Origin of the sequence: Sporosarcina sp. FSL K6-1522 (assembly GCF_038622445.1) — a bacterium.
In the GTDB taxonomy this organism is placed as follows: Bacteria; Bacillota; Bacilli; order Bacillales_A; family Planococcaceae; genus Sporosarcina.
In genome coordinates, this window is sequence record NZ_CP152019.1 from 1,075,218 (window position 1) to 1,093,657 (window position 18,440).

Annotated in this window: 19 protein-coding genes; 12 read left to right on the top strand and 7 right to left on the bottom strand. The window is 43.5% G+C overall.

Going from position 1 to position 18,440, the window contains the following annotated elements; genetic code table 11:
• Nucleotides 1-432 precede the first annotated feature (432 nt).
• The 6 genes from MKY34_RS05260 (at nucleotide 433) to MKY34_RS05285 (ending at nucleotide 5,409) form a co-directional block, all read left to right on the top strand.
• Nucleotides 433-1,083 (top strand): pentapeptide repeat-containing protein, encoded by a 651-nt coding sequence (locus MKY34_RS05260; protein WP_342515197.1) that lies wholly within the window; start codon nucleotides 433-435, stop codon nucleotides 1,081-1,083.
• Between the two features lie 43 nt (nucleotides 1,084-1,126).
• A complete protein-coding gene (locus MKY34_RS05265) occupies nucleotides 1,127-1,603 on the top strand; it encodes a hypothetical protein (protein WP_342514168.1) in 477 nt (158 codons plus the stop codon).
• On the top strand, nucleotides 1,600-1,761 hold the full coding sequence (locus MKY34_RS05270) for a hypothetical protein (RefSeq protein ID WP_342514169.1): 162 nt from the start codon (nucleotides 1,600-1,602) through the stop codon (nucleotides 1,759-1,761). Before MKY34_RS05265 ends, MKY34_RS05270 begins: the two co-directional genes overlap by 4 nt.
• Nucleotides 1,762-1,996: 235 nt before the next feature.
• Entirely contained in the window at nucleotides 1,997-3,271 is a 1,275-nt protein-coding gene (locus MKY34_RS05275; RefSeq protein ID WP_342514170.1) for a DUF5068 domain-containing protein, read from the top strand.
• Nucleotides 3,272-3,347: 76 nt separating this feature from the next.
• The gene (locus MKY34_RS05280) at nucleotides 3,348-4,589 is read left to right on the top strand and encodes a DUF5068 domain-containing protein (protein ID WP_342514171.1); all 1,242 of its coding nucleotides are present in this window, start codon (nucleotides 3,348-3,350) and stop codon (nucleotides 4,587-4,589) included.
• Nucleotides 4,590-4,632: 43 nt separating this feature from the next.
• Complete coding sequence (locus tag MKY34_RS05285; RefSeq protein ID WP_342514172.1) at nucleotides 4,633-5,409, top strand: hypothetical protein; 777 nt, start codon at nucleotides 4,633-4,635, stop codon at nucleotides 5,407-5,409.
• A 59-nt stretch (nucleotides 5,410-5,468) separates the two neighbouring features.
• Here the strand turns inward: MKY34_RS05285 and MKY34_RS05290 are convergent, their stop codons facing one another.
• From MKY34_RS05290 to MKY34_RS05305, 4 genes are all read right to left on the bottom strand, one after another.
• The gene (locus MKY34_RS05290) at nucleotides 5,469-7,616 is read right to left on the bottom strand and encodes an MMPL family transporter (protein ID WP_342514173.1); all 2,148 of its coding nucleotides are present in this window, start codon (nucleotides 7,614-7,616) and stop codon (nucleotides 5,469-5,471) included.
• 242 nt (nucleotides 7,617-7,858) lie between these two features.
• On the bottom strand, nucleotides 7,859-8,059 hold the full coding sequence (locus tag MKY34_RS05295; protein WP_067407800.1) for a cold-shock protein: 201 nt from the start codon (nucleotides 8,057-8,059) through the stop codon (nucleotides 7,859-7,861).
• Between the two features lie 157 nt (nucleotides 8,060-8,216).
• Entirely contained in the window at nucleotides 8,217-9,215 is a 999-nt protein-coding gene (locus MKY34_RS05300; protein ID WP_342514174.1) for an inorganic phosphate transporter, read from the bottom strand.
• Between the two features lie 11 nt (nucleotides 9,216-9,226).
• Nucleotides 9,227-9,847 carry a DUF47 domain-containing protein gene (locus MKY34_RS05305; protein ID WP_342514175.1) on the bottom strand — a complete coding sequence of 207 codons (621 nt, stop codon included), beginning with the start codon at nucleotides 9,845-9,847 and terminating at the stop codon, nucleotides 9,227-9,229.
• A 358-nt stretch (nucleotides 9,848-10,205) separates the two neighbouring features.
• Here MKY34_RS05305 and MKY34_RS05310 point away from each other — a divergent pair, with 358 nt between their 5' ends.
• Both MKY34_RS05310 and MKY34_RS05315 read left to right on the top strand, forming a co-directional pair.
• Complete coding sequence (locus tag MKY34_RS05310) at nucleotides 10,206-10,739, top strand: hypothetical protein (protein ID WP_342514176.1); 534 nt, start codon at nucleotides 10,206-10,208, stop codon at nucleotides 10,737-10,739.
• Between the two features lie 15 nt (nucleotides 10,740-10,754).
• Entirely contained in the window at nucleotides 10,755-12,311 is a 1,557-nt protein-coding gene (locus MKY34_RS05315; protein WP_342514177.1) for a flotillin family protein, read from the top strand.
• A gap of 47 nt (nucleotides 12,312-12,358) precedes the next feature.
• On the opposite strand, the gene MKY34_RS05320 is transcribed toward MKY34_RS05315, so the two are convergent.
• A complete protein-coding gene (locus tag MKY34_RS05320) occupies nucleotides 12,359-12,742 on the bottom strand; it encodes a hypothetical protein (RefSeq protein ID WP_342514178.1) in 384 nt (127 codons plus the stop codon).
• A gap of 158 nt (nucleotides 12,743-12,900) precedes the next feature.
• On the opposite strand from MKY34_RS05320, the gene MKY34_RS05325 reads away from it, so the two are divergent.
• From MKY34_RS05325 to MKY34_RS05340, 4 genes are all read left to right on the top strand, one after another.
• The gene (locus MKY34_RS05325; RefSeq protein WP_342514179.1) at nucleotides 12,901-13,599 is read left to right on the top strand and encodes an ABC transporter ATP-binding protein; all 699 of its coding nucleotides are present in this window, start codon (nucleotides 12,901-12,903) and stop codon (nucleotides 13,597-13,599) included.
• On the top strand, nucleotides 13,589-14,863 hold the full coding sequence (locus MKY34_RS05330) for an FtsX-like permease family protein (protein ID WP_342514180.1): 1,275 nt from the start codon (nucleotides 13,589-13,591) through the stop codon (nucleotides 14,861-14,863). The genes MKY34_RS05325 and MKY34_RS05330 overlap by 11 nt, the downstream gene beginning before the upstream one ends.
• A 150-nt stretch (nucleotides 14,864-15,013) precedes the next feature.
• Complete coding sequence (fumC, locus tag MKY34_RS05335) at nucleotides 15,014-16,396, top strand: class II fumarate hydratase (protein ID WP_342514181.1); 1,383 nt, start codon at nucleotides 15,014-15,016, stop codon at nucleotides 16,394-16,396.
• 94 nt (nucleotides 16,397-16,490) lie between these two features.
• Nucleotides 16,491-16,979, top strand: coding sequence for a PCYCGC motif-containing (lipo)protein (locus tag MKY34_RS05340; protein ID WP_342514182.1), 489 nt, complete (start codon nucleotides 16,491-16,493; stop codon nucleotides 16,977-16,979).
• 46 nt (nucleotides 16,980-17,025) lie between these two features.
• On the opposite strand, the gene MKY34_RS05345 is transcribed toward MKY34_RS05340, so the two are convergent.
• Nucleotides 17,026-17,898: an RsiV family protein gene (locus MKY34_RS05345; protein ID WP_342514183.1), complete on the bottom strand. Its 873-nt coding sequence runs from the start codon at nucleotides 17,896-17,898 to the stop codon at nucleotides 17,026-17,028.
• On the bottom strand, nucleotides 17,895-18,392 hold the full coding sequence (locus tag MKY34_RS05350) for an RNA polymerase sigma factor (RefSeq protein WP_342514184.1): 498 nt from the start codon (nucleotides 18,390-18,392) through the stop codon (nucleotides 17,895-17,897). The genes MKY34_RS05345 and MKY34_RS05350 overlap by 4 nt, the downstream gene beginning before the upstream one ends.
• Nucleotides 18,393-18,440 lie beyond the last annotated feature (48 nt).

An 18,440-nucleotide genomic window follows, 5' to 3' on the forward strand; every position in this document is an offset into this window, starting at 1 on the left:
GGGCATATGTTTGGCGGGATTAGTAACATACCAAGTTGGTTCTATATTCATTCAGCAGAAAACTCCCACCTCGATAGGTGGCGAGATGAATGCGATTTTGTTTTTCTGTTCAGTGGGTGTTCAAATGCCCGCTGAACGATAGAGGTACGCAGGCTAAGGTTGCCACGTCCTGTGGCAACACCTGCATGACCTGCGTCGTGCAGGCCTAAGCCTCCGGCGGATGTCACAGATTTTTAAAGGAGCTTTAGAAGGCAACCTAAGTTCGCCGCGTCCTGCGGCAACGGTTGCATGACCTACTTCCTGTAGGCCCCGAGCTCGAAAAAAATCTGGACGCAATTACGCCGAGGCGTAATTGATGTTCTTGCCATCGCCGTTATTGTGTTGATTGTGATTTTTGCAGAATGGAAAACGCGCTAAGGGGCGATGATATTGGTGAAGAAAAAGGTTGTGAAAAGGCAAAAGCCTAAATTGTCTGTAACGCATCAGCAGATGGATTTCGATGCGTTGTGGGACGATGAAGGTTATGTGGAAAATGTTCGTTTTGATGGCGGTGTAATGCCAGGAGCGAGAGGGGAACGACTCGCTTTTGACAATGTTATTTTTAAAGATGTGTCATTTGCGGCGGATGATTTACAGGCTGCCGAATTTGTCGATGTGGTATTCGATTGTTGTGATTTATCGAATGTTGATTTCCAAAATGCGTCGTTTCATCGTTGTGAATTGATTAATTCGAAATTAACGGGAGCGGATTTTGCGAATGCGAGGCTTGGCCATACGTTATTCAACGACTGCGATGGACGTTATAGCAATTTCAGTTTTTCGGTGATGAAAGAAGTGGAGTTTACGGACTGTAGTTTAGTCGACAGTGATCTGTATGAATGTACGTTTAAGAATGTAGCGTTTCAGCGATGTAAGCTCGACAATAGTAATTTCTCTGAAACGGATTTGAAGGGGATTGACTTGTCGGACAGTACATATGAACGAATTGAAGTGACGCTGCCGAAACTTGCAGGTTGTATTGTGTCAAAGGAGCAGGCGATTGGCTTTGCTCGTGTGTTGGGGTTATCGGTGAAAGAAGAATGATGGTATACTTAAACGAAAATAGAGTGGAAAAGAGTGGGCGCATATGCTGACATTTGAACAGAAGCAAGCAATTATTGAATCATTCCCTGAGTTGACACGAAAAGACGTGTCCATGAAACGAGTGAACTACCATTATGAAGACAGTTTGTTCGACAAAACGGTTGTTGTTCAACATTTACATCCAAATGGCAATGGTTTCGTCTATGTAGCGGGAATTCCTGGGTATGCTACAGATGACCGAGGTCTCGTCAATATTCGAGAAGCGACGGAAGAGGAACTGCGTGCAACGATTGTGGATTCGATTAAGGCTTTGGCGCAGGAAGAAGCGCAGGAGCAGCCTGCTGAGCAACATTGGGTCAATGCTGCGGGGGACAAGTTGGTCTTGATGGAAGAGATGGACGCTTGGAATTTATATCACGGCTTAAACTTGGAAGATAGTTTTGGGGATTATGCTGAGGCGGTTACGTACTTGAAAGAGGAGCGATTCACTCTCGTGCAAGGTGCAGGTGACGCACAATGAAGGGCAGTCATCTCGTCATTGGTCTAGTGATCCTTATCGTCGCCGTTGTGGCAGCCATTTATTTTACGATGACTGCAACGTTTAAACAGGGGGATGCAGGGCTGGAATCGGTTGTGTCGGTTGTTGAAGTGATAGAGGATTGGTCTTGGGCGGAGTGAAAACTCTGCTCTTTTTTTATGGCCTACGTTTCAAAAGAAAGGGCTTGAAATCCATTTTTCCTCCTATGAAATTAGGTATAAAGAATGGATGAAGGTAGGTGGAAATAAATAGATTACCAAAATATTGGTAGGTTCTTCCTTCCTGTTTTCGGTTATTTAGTGTTAATCAGCACTTCAGTGTGATTAATTAATGGAAGGACCTTTATAAACAGGAAATGGGAAGGGTGTCGATGGAATGAACTATCGAAAAGTGTTGTTTACTTTAGGTGCAAGCGCCATTTTACTTGCAGCCTGTGGAAATAATGAGAAGGAATCAGAAGAAAAAAGTAGTGGGAAGATTGAGCTTGGAGAAACAGAAGAAACGTCTGAAGTAGACGGTGCGTTGGCAGAGCTACGGGCGGCTTTAGAAGAGCGGGAACCATCGGATGAATCCGTTGTTCAAGATGACTCGGAAGTTCTCAATCCGAACATTGCGGAGATGACCGAAGGCGATGTAGAAGTTCTTTATACGAATAAAGCGCCGGGCTACGTTCATGATATGGATGGTTTTGTTGTGACGATTGATGAATATCAAATTACGAAAGTGTCTGATGTGAACCGTGATTCCGAGTATTTGTTCAAAGGGAGTTTGGAGGGCTACGTCGTGACGGCTTTGGCGACTTATGAAAATAAGCGCAGTAACCCGGTCTATTATTCTGGATATACGTCATTATCGATAGACGATCGGTTAGGTGTCGTTCACGGTGATAAATTCTCACTGGTGCCACGTGAAGAGGTGTTAAATTCGGAGGATTTGGCCAATCGTAATAAGTATCTTCCAGGGGTTAAGAAGCAAGATTTTATATCGTTTATCATGACGAGTGAGCAATATAAAAAGATGAAGAAGACGGACCCGAAATTCACGATTGGTAGAGGCGCTTCTGAACGAGAAGATATGCTTGAAGACTTTCCGGAAGATGCTATTTACGATTTCATCTATAGTGCAAAGAATGCCGAGTCGGTTGCAGCGGGCCCTACTTTTTACCGCGATGACTTGACGAGGCGAAACATGGCAGATAAAACAATGATTTTCGAAAAGAACGATATTGGCCAAAAGCTGGAACTAGGTAGTGTGGGAGTAACGCTTGAAGGTGTTCAATATACAAAAATTGAACCGGCAGATCAATATCAGTATATTTTCGGTAGCTTCGCAGATGATAGGATTGTTGCGCTAACGGTTAAGCTCACCATTGACAATAAATCTGATGAAACATTGAGTCTGTCTAGCATTCGCTCGACTTTGAGTGTGGATGACAACGAATATAAGTATTCCAATCATGGATCACTAGAACCCGAGAGATTAAGAACGCTTAAGCCAGGTGAGTCGGGTGAAAAGTATCATGTCTTCCTTTTGGAAAAATCCCAGTTTGACAATCATAAGAAATTTGAACTTCTCTTTGGGCCATTTGTGGGAGAGGACGGAAAGAAGTTATTCGATGAAAGTAATGTGCTGTTTACGTTACCGCGATAATACAAAAAATATATATTAAAGGTGATGGACCATGAAATGCGTTTTTTCATCGAGAGTAATAAGGGAGGTAGGGAAAATGAATAAGTGGAAGGGGATGTTGATCCTTGGAATGGCTGCTTTCTTGCTGGGGGCATGTGTACAGGAAAAAAAGGGAGAAAGCGAAAAGGTGCCAGTTACCGATGTGAAAGCGAGTGCTGATGAAGATTACCCTAAGCCGAAACAAGGTACGGGGAAAAACCCCCTCAATCCGATGATTGCTGAATTGACCGCAGGAGAAGTAGAAATCCTTTATACAAATAAGAAGCCGGGGTTTATATATGACATGAACGACTTTATTGTGTCTGTGGATAAATACCAGCTGACGAAAGTAACGGGCGTCAACCAGTGGTATGAGGATATTTTTAAAGGAAAACGGGAAGGGTACGTTATTTCTGCATTGGTAACAATTGAAAATAAGCGAAAAGATCCTGTCTACTATAGCGATATGTTAACCATTTATTTAGAAGACCGTGAGAGTACGTTAGTTGGAAATAAGCGTCACTTCATCCCTCTTGATGAAGAGCTGAATTTGGAAGAGGAAGGAGTATATCCAGCGGGATTCAAAGAACAACGTTTTCAGACATTCGTCCTTTCACAAGAAGAATATGACAAAATGACTGAACTCCGTCCTAAATTTAATATTGCTGGATTGGCTAGAGAGGCGGAGGATGATTATACAAGGAAATTTGAAGCGGCAGTTTTCGACTTTGTTTACAGCGATGCTTATAAAAAGGAGCTAGCTTCGGCGCCAGTACTTTATCAAGATGCGATTGTAAATAAAAATTTGGGTAGTAAGACAATTGCATATGAAAAGACTGACATTGGTCAACAGCTACGCCTTGGAGAGGTTCAAGTTGAACTTGAAGGCGTACAATATGCAAAAGTTGAACCATCGCCAGCGCATATGGATAAATTCTACGAGTTCGATGAAGAGGACGAGATTTTTGCGGTAACTGCTAAATTTCAAATTGACAATCAGTCTAATGAAACATTGGATTTAAGCGCTATTTCCTCGGCGTTATACGATCAAAACGAAACACGCTATAGAAAAGAGGGAATGCTTGAGTCGGATAAGATTCGGATTCTTGGACCAGGGGAATCGGCTGAAAAGTTCCATGTCTTTTTATTAACCAAGGCAGAGCTAGCACAAATAGAATCACTTACCCTTACTTTTGGCCCTTTTTTGGGGGATGGCGAGAGGCTTTTCAAAGGGCGTGACATTATTTTTAAACTTCCGATTCGACTACTCAATAAAGACGCTGAGACGCAGGTGTTTTGACGGGGACGATTTTCGATGTCGATTGCGCATGGGGGAATGATGAATGGATAGGCGCATGCGGAAACTAGGCGTTGATAAAATCACCGCTTCTTATTTACAGTTACAAGGTGTGAAGCAACATAGAGAGAATGTCTTGGGGTTTAATTTGTTATTCTTAAATTTTTGCGGTTTGCTGCCGCTTCTAGGAGAACCTTTCGTCTTTTCATTATTTATCATTGCTTTCATCCCAGCTATGATTATCAATCTATGGGGAATTTTGTATCTTGTTGATCCCTATCGATTTGAGTTGTCCTTCTATTTATATTTTGGCATTTATGGGTTTGTGAATACCTTTGTGTTGTCGATAACGCTTGTAAAAATCCTTTACGCACATCTTCATGTTTCAGGCGTGTGGCCGATTATGTTGACGCTGTTCCTCGTCAATAGCCTACCGTTTGTGATGAATTGGTGGAATTATAAAATGCTCTATGCAGGGACGTACGCAAAGCTGCAACATAAAAAGGACTGGAAAATCCCTCTATGGCCTTTTCTTATACTCATAGCGGGAATAGGCTTTCTTCGGTTTGTTTCTTTGAACGGAAGTGAGGCGGCCGGGATGTTCGCACTGTTTATTTGTATAGCATTTTTCACGATTCTAACGTCCTATATTTCCACCAATGTCCATAAATATTTTTTCTTAAAAAAGCATATGGAGCTTATTTTGAAGCTGGATCCACTTTTTGGACAACCGAAACATATCCAATGTGCGAGAGAAATAGAGATGAAGAGAAGGAAGAAATACAATCAAAAGAAGAAACAAAAGAGCATGAAGGAAAAATGAAAAAACGGTTTTGCACTTTGAAGTCATGTGCAAAACCGTTTTTCTATTGTCAGTGTAGCTTATTTACGTTGTTCAAATCGTCTATTGTCAGAACGATAAAGCCCTTTGTTGAAAGGAAGCCACCAGTTCCATTTGCCGAATAATTTCATCAGACTTGGGACGAGGAGCAGGCGGATAATTGTCGCATCAATGGCAACCGCGATGGCGATTCCGACACCGATTTGCTTCACGGGCATGACATCCGTGAAGGCGAAGGCTCCTGTCAGCACAATCATAATGAGTGCGGCAGAGGTAATGATTTTACTCGTCGTTGCAAGACCTTCAACTGTTGCACGGTCGTTGTCAAACGAATTCGCATACTCCTCCTGCATCCGAGAAATCAGGAAGACTTCGTAGTCCATACTCAGTCCGAAGACGAGGCTAAAGACAATAACCGGAATGATGAGGGCAATTGTTCCTGCCGCAATCCCGAAATGTCCATATTGGAAGATGTAAACGAGTATACCAAACGTTGCGGCTAGCCCGATGACATTCATAAGAATGGCTTTAATAGGAATGACGATTGAGCGGAAAGCAATCATTAGGATAAAGAAAGTCGAAACAATAATGATCAGGAGCGCATAGCCGACTTTATCCAAAATCTCATCGAAGATTTCCTGATTGAACTTTGCTTGTCCGCCGATGGATAAATTCCATTCGGTATCCTTCGTAGACCAGTCGCGTACCCAATCTTGTGCGACATCGGAAGTACCATCTGCACGAAGGGTTACGGGAATCATCAGTTGGTCATCTTGGACAAATGTTTCCAGAAGGGGCGTCAGCTGGGCAGCCATTTCAGGAGCCATCATCGCTTGCGTCCATTCATTGACAGACTGGATATCGCTCATGCTGAAGATCGTCGTGACGTCATCGACGAGTGCGTCTTTTGCAAGTAGTTCTTCTAGCGTTTTCATAGACTGTAATCCATCTTCATCTGTCCAGCCGCTTGCCCGTTCCGCAATGACATAGACGGATGACTGTTCGCTCAGGCCGAATGTTTCATCCATTAATTCAAATGCTTGACGTGTATCGTAGGAAGTTGGCAAGGAGTCAATCTGTGGAATGGTCAATTCCATATTCTTCACAGGAATGACGGCGATGCCGAGTAAGACGAACGCGACGAGTGTGATGGTGATTGGGCGCTTAATGACGCGATTGGCGAAGATTCGCCAGCTATCTAAGCGATTGGCCTTAGGCTTTAGCAATTGCCATTTTTCGATACGATCGCCTAATGTGATGAGTACGGAAGGAAGCAATGTAATGGAGCTAAGAACGGCTATTCCGACGACGATCATCCCGCCTATTGCAATGTTTTGGAAAATATCTACTTGGATGATGAACAGAGCACCGAGTCCGATAAATACGCAAAAAGCGGAAAAGATCACGGAACGTCCAGCTGTTCGAATCGTTGTCGTAATGGCTGCTTGCATGTCACTGTGCTTGCGTTCTTCTCGGTAACGGCTAATGAACAGCAAGGCGAAATCGATACTCAGTGCAAGGCCGAGCATTGGAACAATATTGAGGACGAAAATAGATAGTTCCATTTGAGCTCCTAGCAATGTTAAGATACCGAACGAGGTAACGACTGTCACAATTCCGATAATAAGTGGCACAAAAGAAGCAACGACTGTGCCAAATGCAAAAAGTAGAACAACGATGGCGATCGGTAAACCAATGGCCTCAGCAGTCATCAAGTCACGTTGACTTGCGGTGTTAATGTCTTTTGAAATGGCAGACGCACCTGTGAGTGTGATGCCTTTTTCATCACCAACAGCTTCACGAATGTCTGTGACGATGTCCGCCATGTTTTCCGTGTCGTTATCGAAGTGAAGCAGGGCATAAGACACTTCTTTCTTATATTGTTCTGCATGATCGAATGGTGAAGCAATCTCTGAAGTGACGTTTAGTTTTTCGACGTTTTCGAGTGTTGTTTGAATTATGTCGTCTGAAACATTATCAAATACAAGAAACATGGTTTCAGCGGGCATATCGAATGTCGTAGAAACAATATCCATAACGGCTGCGTGTTCGCCATCCATTTCAAAACCATCCCCTTCAAGAAGCGAAGGTAATCGAATGGCGAAAATGGACATCACAATAAAAATAGCGATCCATGCAAAAATAATATATTTGTGTGCACTAGTAACGAAGCGTGCAATGGTACGCATACAATCCATCCTTTCGAGGGTCAATGGGAATCTATGCTACTAGCATAACGGAAAATAGTGGAGATGTCTTTTATCATGAAAATGGTTTTGGTTAGTGAGTGAAAACAACAGAACAAAAGCACAAGCGCCTAGACGGGGAATCTCCGTGTATTTACTTATCCACAGTATAAGGAGGATAGTTTCCTATACAAAGAAAAAAGCCATCCTCCGAAGAGAATGGCTTTTGAAAAGGTTGTTTTAAATTAGTTTTTAGTAACGTTTGTAGCTTGAAGACCGCGTTGGCCTTGCTCGATTTCAAATGAAACGTCTTGACCTTCTTCAAGAGTTTTGAAACCTTCGCCTTGGATAGCTGAGAAGTGTACGAATACGTCGTCGCCATCTTCACGCTCGATAAAACCAAAACCTTTTTCTGCGTTAAACCATTTTACTTTACCTTGTTCCATGTTTGTTTCCTCCTCGTATGCTTTGTGCATACATTGTGTTACTATCCTTGCTCAAGTCTTGAAGCGGTCAAGATGTATCGAGACCATCGTACCGAACAAAAATAATTCTCTTTTATCATAACAGAGCCCTTATAACATTGCAAGCGAATTATTAAAATTAAAAAAACAAGTTAAGAATTTGATAAACAATAGCTGCGATTGTTGCCGAGATTGGCAGGGTAATAATCCATGTCATGACGATTTTTCGAGCGACGCCCCACTGGACGCCTTTGACACGTTGCGCCGAACCAACACCCATAATCGCAGAAGAGATGACGTGTGTTGTACTGACAGGCAAGTGGATTAATGTTGCACCGAAAATAATGATTGCGGATGATAAATCTGCCGCAGCCCCATTGACTGGACGAATTTTCATAATCTTACCGCCGACCGTCTTGATGATTTTATAGCCACCGATTGACGTCCCGACACCCATTGCAGTAGCTGCAGCCACTCGAACCCAAAGTTGAATATCGTCGCCTGTTTGTAAATTGGCTGCGATCAGTGCCATTGTAATAATCCCCATCGCTTTTTGCGCATCGTTGGTACCGTGTGTGAATGCTTGAAGCGCCGCTGTTCCAATCTGGAGATAGCGGAAGCGTGTATTGGCTTTAAATAAATTGCGGTTTTTAAATAAAATTTTAAAGAGCGACATCATCAAGAACCCACCAGCGAGTGCGATGAAAGGGGAGATGAGAAGCGCCTGCAATATTTTCAAAAAACCACTGTAATTCAAAATCCCAAAACCGGCAGCAGAAATTGCTGCACCTGCAATCGATCCAATCAATGCATGAGAGGAGCTAGAGGGGATTCCAAAGTACCATGTAATAAGATTCCAGGCGATAGCTGCTGTTAGAGCCGCCAAAATCACCAGTGAACCATTTTCTAATGTAAATGGATCGACGATATCCTTGGAAATCGTTTTTGCAACGCCAGTAAATGTTAGCGCCCCGACAAAGTTCATGATGGCGGCCATTAAAACGGCAGTCCGCGGTTTTAATGCGCGTGTTGAAACCGATGTCGCAATGGCATTAGCTGTATCGTGAAAGCCGTTGATGAAGTCGAAGGCCAGCGCGAATATAACGACGAGTATCGTCAGGAGAAGTATTGTATCCATTGGTCTCCTCCTTACGCGTTACGCATGATGATTGTTTCGATTGTGTTGGCAACATCCTGGCAGTAATCCGCTACATCTTCAAGTTGCTCATAAATATCTTTAAATTGGATGATGCGAATAGGATCTTTTTCGCGGATGAACAGTTGTTTAATGGATGTACGAAGGACTTCATCACAAATCCGTTCATATTCCTTGATCTGTACGGCGTGCTCACGCATCGCTTCCAGTTTCTTTCTTGAAAGCAATTGCATTGCTTTGACGATTTCGTCTGTACTTTTGACGATATTCTCCATGAATTTCTGAACATATTCATCGATATCTGTAAGTGAAAACATTTCAAGATGAGCTGCAAATTGCTCAATCCCATCGAGAATGTCATCCATTTTAATCGCCAATTGTAAAATATCCTCTCGTTCAATCGGCGTCATGAAGGACTTATTCAGCTTTGTAATCAGGTCGTGAATTAATGTATCGCCTTCTGTCTCATAATTTTTGAGTTTAATGCTCACTTCTTTCAAGTCAGCAGCTGTGGATACTTTGAATTCATCTGCATAGTGGACTGCTTCTTGCACATTCTCAGCAATTGTTAGCAGTGCTACGAAAAATGGATCGGTTTTGCGTTGATTAAACATGGTTATGCCTCCATCCCGTATTGGGGAGAAAATTTTTGTAACACCATCATAGCAAAAACAATTTGATATACCTACAAATTTCGACATCATTCAATAAAAATTTACACAAACTTTACAAACATCCTATTGTTGTTTAATAAAGACAGAATAGACAGAAGACTCGATAGTAAGTTGTCATCTTCAACATACCCTTTTTGATGGAGATTGAACATTATTATTCAATTGAAGGAAACATCATTGTGAGGAGAGGAAATTGGTATGAAGAAGTACGGAAAAGAAAATTCGATAAATTGAAACTAATGGCGATGTCGACCGTATATATAGTAAGGCGAAAAAAGAGTGGAAGTGGGGTGTTGGAATGGAATTGTTTGGCTTACCCATTATGCAAATCTATTTAGCGATGCTCATCGTTTCTGGACTTGCGACGTTACTGTATCTCTTTTTTAGTGACATGGCTGAAGGAATTGGCGAAGTAAGTCCGTTGCTAGATCCGGCAGTTATACTAGCGTTCATCACATTTGTCTCGGCTGTTGGTTACATATTGGAGCTTGCGACAGCCTGGAACAGTGGCATTATTCTAGTCATTGCATTCGCCGCCGCTTTCGTACTCGATCTTTTACTATACTTCTTTGTACTTCTTCCACTTAGGTCGGCGGAAGTATCGCTTGCCTATACGGATGAGTCGCTAGCAGGGCAGGTTGGCAAAGTGATTGTCCCAATTCCGGTTGATGGATTCGGTGAAATCGTTATTGAAACGGTGAACGGTATTTTATCGAAGCGGGCAGCAGGGTATGAAAATACAGCGATTGAGTACGGAAAAGAAGTGCTAATCATTGAGGTGAAGGAAGGGACATTTATCGTCAAGGAGTATGAACCATTTCGCTTTAAATAAAAGGAGGAGAACTTTATGATGGGAATTTGGATTGCGATTGGTGTTGTGGTGTTTGTTTTATTGGCTGTTATTCTTGTGTATGTTTCCAAGTATCGCACGGTTGGACCAGACGAGGCATTGATTGTAACAGGGAGTTATTTAGGAGCCAAAAATGTACATACCGATGAGTCGGGGAATCGCATTAAAATTATTCGTGGCGGCGGGACGTTCGTATTCCCGGTCTTTCAGCAAGGGGAGCCGCTTAGTCTATTGTCGAGTAAGCTTGAGGTGACAACGCCTGAGGTCTATACGGAGCAAGGCGTTCCGGTGATGGCGGATGGAACGGCTATTATTAAAATCGGTGGTTCAATCTCAGAGATTGCAACGGCCGCTGAACAGTTTTTAGGGAAATCAAAAGCAGATCGTGAAAACGAAGCGAAAGAAGTATTAGAAGGTCATTTGCGTTCGATTCTTGGTTCAATGACTGTTGAAGAAATTTATAAAAACCGTGATAAATTCTCACAAGAAGTGCAACGTGTCGCATCTCAGGACTTAGCAAAAATGGGGCTTGTCATTGTGTCATTTACCATTAAAGACGTGCGCGATAAAAACGGCTACCTCGATTCACTTGGAAAGCCACGTATTGCACAGGTCAAACGAGATGCGGATATCGCAACGGTTGAGGCGGAGAAAGAGACACGCATTAAGAATGCAGAAGCTTCTAAAGAAGCGCAGAAAGCTGAGCTAGAGCGTGCGACAGAAATCGCAGAAGCGGAAAAAGAGAACCAATTGAAAGTAGCAGAGTATCGCCTTGAGCAGGACGTTGCGAAAGCACGTGCCGACCAAGCGTATGAGCTTCAGACGGCTCGCTCTAAACAAGAAGTTATGGAGCAGGAAATGCAAATTCAAATCATTGAGCGTCAAAAGCAAATTGAGTTGGAAGAAAAAGAGATTTTACGTCGTGAGAAGCAATATGATTCCGAAGTGAAGAAGAAAGCCGATGCGGATCGCTATGCAATTGAGCAAAATGCAGCGGCTGACAAATCACGCCAACTTGCAGAAGCCGATGCAGAGAAATATCGTATTGAGGCAAGAGCAACGGCAGAAGCGGAAAAAGTTCGTCTCGATGGATTGGCCAAAGCAGATTCACAACGTGCGCAAGGGGAATCTGAAGCAGACATTATTCGTTTGAAAGGTCTTGCAGAAGCGGAAGCGAAACGCAAAATTGCGGAAGCTTTTGAACAGTACGGGCAAGCGGCTGTGTTGGATATGATTGTACGTATGATGCCTGAGTATGCGAAACAAATTGCAAGCCCATTAGCCAATATCGATAAGATTACAGTTGTCGATACAGGCGGTGGCGAAGGTGGTGGCGGGGCCAATAAAGTGACGTCCTATGCGACAAACTTAATGTCTACGCTCCAAGAAACATTGAAAGCGTCATCTGGTATTGATGTGAAGGAAATGTTGGAGAATTATTCGGGTAAAGGTACGCTTCGTCCGAGTATTGATCAGTTGGCGAATGAAGTGAAGGTTGCGAGTGCTGTGAATGCGAAGCCGCCAGTTGAGGAGATTGAGCAAGCAGTTGAATAATTGATCGGGGAGAGTCCTGAACGCAGAGATTGCGTTTGGGGCTTTTTTTATCGGGGGAATGGCGAAGCGCGCAAAGAGTTTCTTGAACTGTGCATACCGCGTTGAGAAGCGCGCAAAGAGTCTGTTGAACCGCGCATATCGCGTTGCGAAGCGCGCAAAGAGTCTGTTGAACCACGCATATCGCGTTGCGAAGCGCGCAAAGAGTCTCTTGAACCGCGCATATCGCGTTGCGAAGCGCGCAAAGAGTCTGTTGAACCACGCATATCGCGTTGCGAAGCGCGCAAAGTCGCCGCTGAACCGCGCATACCGCGTTGAGAAGCGCGCAAAGAGTCTGTTGAACCGCGCATATCGCGTTGCGAAGCGCGCAAAGAGTCTGTTGAACTGCGCATATCGCGTTGCGAAGCGCGCAAAGAGTCTGTTGAACTGCGCATATCGCGTTGCGAAGCGCGCAAAGAGTTTCTTGAACTGTGCAATAGTCGGGAGCAGACACTGTTACACTCACCTTAAGAAATTCTTCATTTTTATCATGGGAATCCCTTAAGAATTGCCATCTACAATGAAGACAGCGAAGAAAGTTGGAGGGAAATCGATGATTAGTGTACGGAATTTAAATCATTCATTCAAAATCGGCAAGAAGGGGAAAGAGAAGCAAGTACCCGTACTCAAAGGGTTGACGTTCGATGTGGTGGAAGGGGAGATTGTTTCGATTGTTGGGAAAAGTGGTTCTGGGAAATCGACACTTCTTCATATTATGGCAGGTTTTTTGACGCCGGATAGCGGGGAGCTGCTTGTGAAAGGCGTGGAAACATCTAAATTCAATGAAGCAGAAAATGCGCAGTTCCGGCTGGATCATTTCGGCTTCGTTTTTCAAAACTTTCAGCTGATGCCCGGTTTAACGGCGTTTGAAAATGTGGAACTGCCTCTGACATTGAAAGGCATTGGCAAAGGCGAGCGGCGGAAGAAAGTGAAGGAACTGATGCAGAGTGTTGGCTTGACAGATGTCCAAGACCACTATCCAAACGAATTATCAGGTGGGCAGCAACAACGTGTCAGCATTGCGCGTGCGCTTATTACAGACCCACCCGTTATTTTTGCGGATGAACCGACAGGGAGCTTGGATTCGGAAACGGAACAGGATGTCCTGTTGCTTATCCAATCGCTCAATAAATCAAGGGGCATTACATTTGTCATCATTACGCATGATGATGAAGTCGCGCAAACAGCAAATCGTGTATACAGAATGCATGATGGGGAACTAACAGAAGGCGGTGTGCAACATGCAATTTAAGGATCAAATCGATTTTATTCGACAACATATTAAAAAGAACAAATTACGTGTATTTATGACGGTACTTGCGGCGACGATGGGAACGGCTTTTTTAATCGTATTGGCGTCCGTTGGATTTGGCTTGCATGACACAATCCGAGAAAGTATGTTGTCGAATCGCATGGTGACAGAGATTCAGGTGCATAGCATGGATGAAGAACAGAAGCCAGAAAATAATATTGCTTCAATAAAGAAACAAGAACATGTGAAAGCGGTTGTCAATCGGCAATATGTGAGTGCAGATATGCGTGCTATATTCAATGAGTTCACGGGATATCAGAGACTCGTTGTAACGGACTTCCGTGAAGAACGGAAAGTTGGCTTCGAGCTTAAAGAGGGACGTTTACCGGAAAAGGTGAATGAAGTTGTGGTAGGTAGTGATTTTGCGACGGCTTTGATGAAGGAAGAGGAGGTCGCTAACGAAGAGGATATTGAAACATACAAAGGGAATTTGATAGGCGAGCAGTTTTCGTACCAAATCGGTGAGTCGGAGGAGAAACTAACGCTGACGATTGTTGGAATTGGCACGAACCCTGCAAAAGAATGGGTGCAGGACGATCAAGTCTATATAGATGCTTCTATTAAATCAGAAATTGAACGGATGTATGCGGCTAGTTTAGAAGAAGGAGCTTCGCCGGAAGAGCATGAATTATTTTTTGGCAACACGAGTGTCTATGTGGATAAACTAGAGAATGTCAGCGCTGTTTCAGAGAAATTAAGGGAAGAAGGCTACTATGTCTACTCTATCGCAGATGAATTGAAGCAGTTAGATGTCTTTTTCTTAGCATTGAAAGCAGGCCTTATATTCGTTGGAACGATTGCGATTTTAATTGCTTCCATTGGTATTTTCAACACGATGACGATGGCGGTTACAGAGAGAACGCGTGAAATTGGGGTTATGAAAGCGATTGGGGCGAATCCGAAATTGATCCAACGACTGTTCTTGATGGAAAGTGCCTGGATTGGTATTGTGGGGACGGCGCTTGCGGTTGCGATTTCCTATGCTGTGAGTGCGATATCGAATTATCTGTTGCCGATCATTGTAGCGTCTGCGCTTGGTGAAGAGGATTTTGGAGAGTTAAGTGTCACATTCTCGGTTATTCCATGGCAGTTGGTAGCGATTGCTTCAACAATTAGTATTGGCGTGGCGATGATTTCAGGCTGGCGACCGGCACGCAAAGCAACGAAAATCGATGTGATCCAGGCATTGCGCCAGGAGTTGTAAGTATCGAAAAAGGCAACTGCGTATCAGAAGATGATTAAAGTATATTTGAAATGAGGCCCGGGCAACCGGGTCTTTTTGTTTCAATTTTCACCTAATTTGTTGCATGATAAAAGAAGCGACTAAAATGAGTAATCGAAAGGTGATGGCGAGATGGATTATCGTATTGAACATGACACGTTCGGTGAAATCAAAGTACCTGCGGACAAGCTTTGGGGTGCGCAGACACAGCGCAGTAAGCAAAATTTTAAAATCGGTGACGAAAAAATGCCAATGGGCGTTGTTCGTGCATTTGCACACTTGAAAAAGTCGGCAGCCATTGCGAGCCATGCACATGGAGCGATTTCTGAAGTGGAAATGAAAGCCATTTCTGCGGCTGCGGATGAAGTGATTGCGGGCAAGTGGGAAGATCATTTTCCACTTGTTGTCTGGCAAACAGGCAGTGGCACGCAATCCAATATGAATATGAACGAAGTACTCGCCAATCGTGGCAATCAATTGTTGGAAGAGTGGGGCGAGAAAGAACGCCTGCATCCAAATGATGATGTCAACAAATCTCAAAGTTCGAATGACACATTCCCAACAGCTCTGCATGTTGCAGGAGTTGTAGCTGTTCAACAGCAACTCGTGCCGGCGCTGGGCAAGCTGAAGGCGACGCTTGGTAAGAAATCCGAGGAATTTATGGATATTATTAAAATCGGTCGTACGCATTTACAGGATGCGACGCCGTTAACGCTTGGGCAAGAAATTAGTGGCTGGTATCGCATGTTGGAGAAAACGGAGAAGATGATTCAAGACAGTGTCGAGTCGATGAAAGAGTTGGCGATTGGTGGAACAGCCGTTGGAACAGGCCTGAATGCACCCGCTGGATTTGGAGATCGTGTCGCAGAGGAAATCAGTAAGGCGGTAGGCATTGAATTTACCTCCGCTCAAAATAAGTTTCATTCATTAACGAGCTATGACGAGGTGGTTTATGTTCACGGCGCCATCAAAGCGCTGGCGGCAGACCTTATGAAAATTGCCAATGATGTGCGCTGGTTGGCGAGTGGGCCACGCTCCGGGATTGGAGAGATTACCATTCCGGAAAATGAACCTGGAAGCTCCATCATGCCTGGGAAAGTCAATCCGACACAAAGTGAAGCGTTGACGATGGTTGTGGCACAAGTTATGGGGAACGATGCGACCATTGGTTTTGCAGCAAGCCAAGGGAACTTTGAGTTGAACGTCTTCAAACCGGTTATCATCTTCAATTTCCTACAATCTGTGTCGTTATTGAGTGATGCGATGATTAGTTTTAACGATAATTGTGCAGTGGGCATTGAACCGAATCAGGAAGAAATCAATCGGAAAGTACAGAACTCGCTGATGCTTGTAACCGCATTGAACCCATATATTGGCTATGAAAATGCAGCGAAGATTGCCAAAGCTGCTCATGCGGAAGGCACTACATTGAAAGAGGCGGCACTGAAAACGGGCTTGCTGACGGAAGAGCAATTTGACAACTATGTGGACCCATCGAAAATGATTGGGAAATAAGTTGAAGGGGTGATTGTCCACAAATCTGTAACCTATCCAATGGGGAATTTCGGCTATGATTGAAGTACAGATGAGAAAATAGGAGTGGACATACATGAAAAAAAGATTGTCGCTTATGTTATTAGCAGCGTCACTGGTTCTTGCGGCATGCGGGGAAAAAAACAAGCAAGAGCACGAGGCATACGGAGAACAGAAGCAACTGCCAAATGGTGATTTACAAGAAATGACCGAGAGCGTAGACGTTTTACCAGCTTTTCTTGACGATAAGTCTGAGGAGATGCGCCTGATTTACGAAATAGCTGTGAGAGGGGCAGACATTATCGAGTGGATGCCATGCTATTGTGGGTGCGGGGAATATGCAGAACATGGTAGTAACAAAAACTGTTTCGTCGATGAAATTCGAGAAGACGGCTCTGTCGTATGGGATGATCACGGTACGCGATGCGAAGTTTGTCTTGAAATTGCCGTGCAATCTGTGAAGATGAAGAAGGACGGTAAATCACTAAAAGAAATCCGTGATATCATTGATGAAACTTATAATGATGGCTACGCAGAACCAACAGATACGCCAATGCCAGCGTAAGTAAATTCAAAAAGCAGACACTCGATTGGGTGTCTGCTTTTTGAATTTATTTAATATACGTATCACTCACCAAGTGTTCCTTGAGAATAGCTGTCGGAATTTCAAACGTCACGATACCCATGTAACCAGGTGCGACTTCGTATTTGTTGAATGAAAGGACAAGCTGATTGTTGGCGGTAATATAAAACGATTGATCTGCTTTGATTGTTTTGAAGTCTTCGAAGAATTTATCGCGTACGAAGTAACGGATATTTTCATCTACTGCCATTTGCCGTTCCATTTCACTGATGATGTATGAACTGATTACTTCGATATAGGTGTCGTCTTTAAAAAGGCTTGGCAAGGAGATTAAAACGCTGTTCTGCTTATCGATTGTGTCGTACTTCATGGTAGTGGAAGAAGATCCGACGGTATTCACTTCGTAGCGAGCAATCGATAGCAGTTGGTCGTTATCCGTCAACACTTCATAGCCAGTGTCGATACCCAGATGACCACCACCTGCTTTTTTCAGTTCAGCGATATCCTGTTGGAATTGTTCGAAGAGTATTCTGTTTTCTTCAATATATTGATTGTTTAAGGAGGCTTGTAATCCCTCATCTGCTAAGCCACCAATTTCCGGTGTTGTGATGTCTGCTTGGTAGTTTTTTTCGTCCGTTGTCAATTGGAGGCCTGTAAATACCTCAACAATTGCGCCGAGTACCGGAACGTTGCCCATTGCTTGTGCGAAGGATGGGCTCATATTGATACTGCCAATAAACAGCGCTGCCGCTGCTACAGCACCGATTGTCCACTGCTTTATAACTGGACGCTTTGTACGTGAAGCTTTCGCCTTTCGGATGGATGCGTTCACAACATCCTCTAATTCAAACGGAATTTCCGTCTCATCATATTCTTTTTTCAAGCGGTTCAGTTTGTTCATAATCGGAACTCCTCTCCAACCTCAATGCGCAATTTTTTCAATGCTGCATAGAGTCTAGTTTTGACTGTGTTGGCATTGTCACCTGTCACTTCTGCAATTTCATCGATTTTCAAATCCTCGAAAAACCGTAAAATAATAATACTTTTATATTTTGGTGGTAACTGATTGATAGCGTTTTGTAAGTCCATATCGGTCATTTCGTCCTCTAGCTGTGGTAAATGGATATCGAGAATGTCATCATCCATTACGGTCATTCGCTGATGTTTGCGGATGAAATCAATGGCAGTATTGACGATGATCCGATAAAACCATGTTTTCAAATAGGAAATGTCATCCAACCGGTCGATGGAACGTAAGGCTTTTAAAATGGATTCTTGCACGATATCGAGTGCATTTTCTTTGTTTTTAACATAGCTATACGAGAGCCGATAATGGGCTTCACGGTTTTCTACTATAAAGCGTTCTACAAGTTCGAACTTCTCATTTTTTGTCATGACAAAAGATTCACCTTCTCCAATCTCCAACATGTCGCGAACACGTTA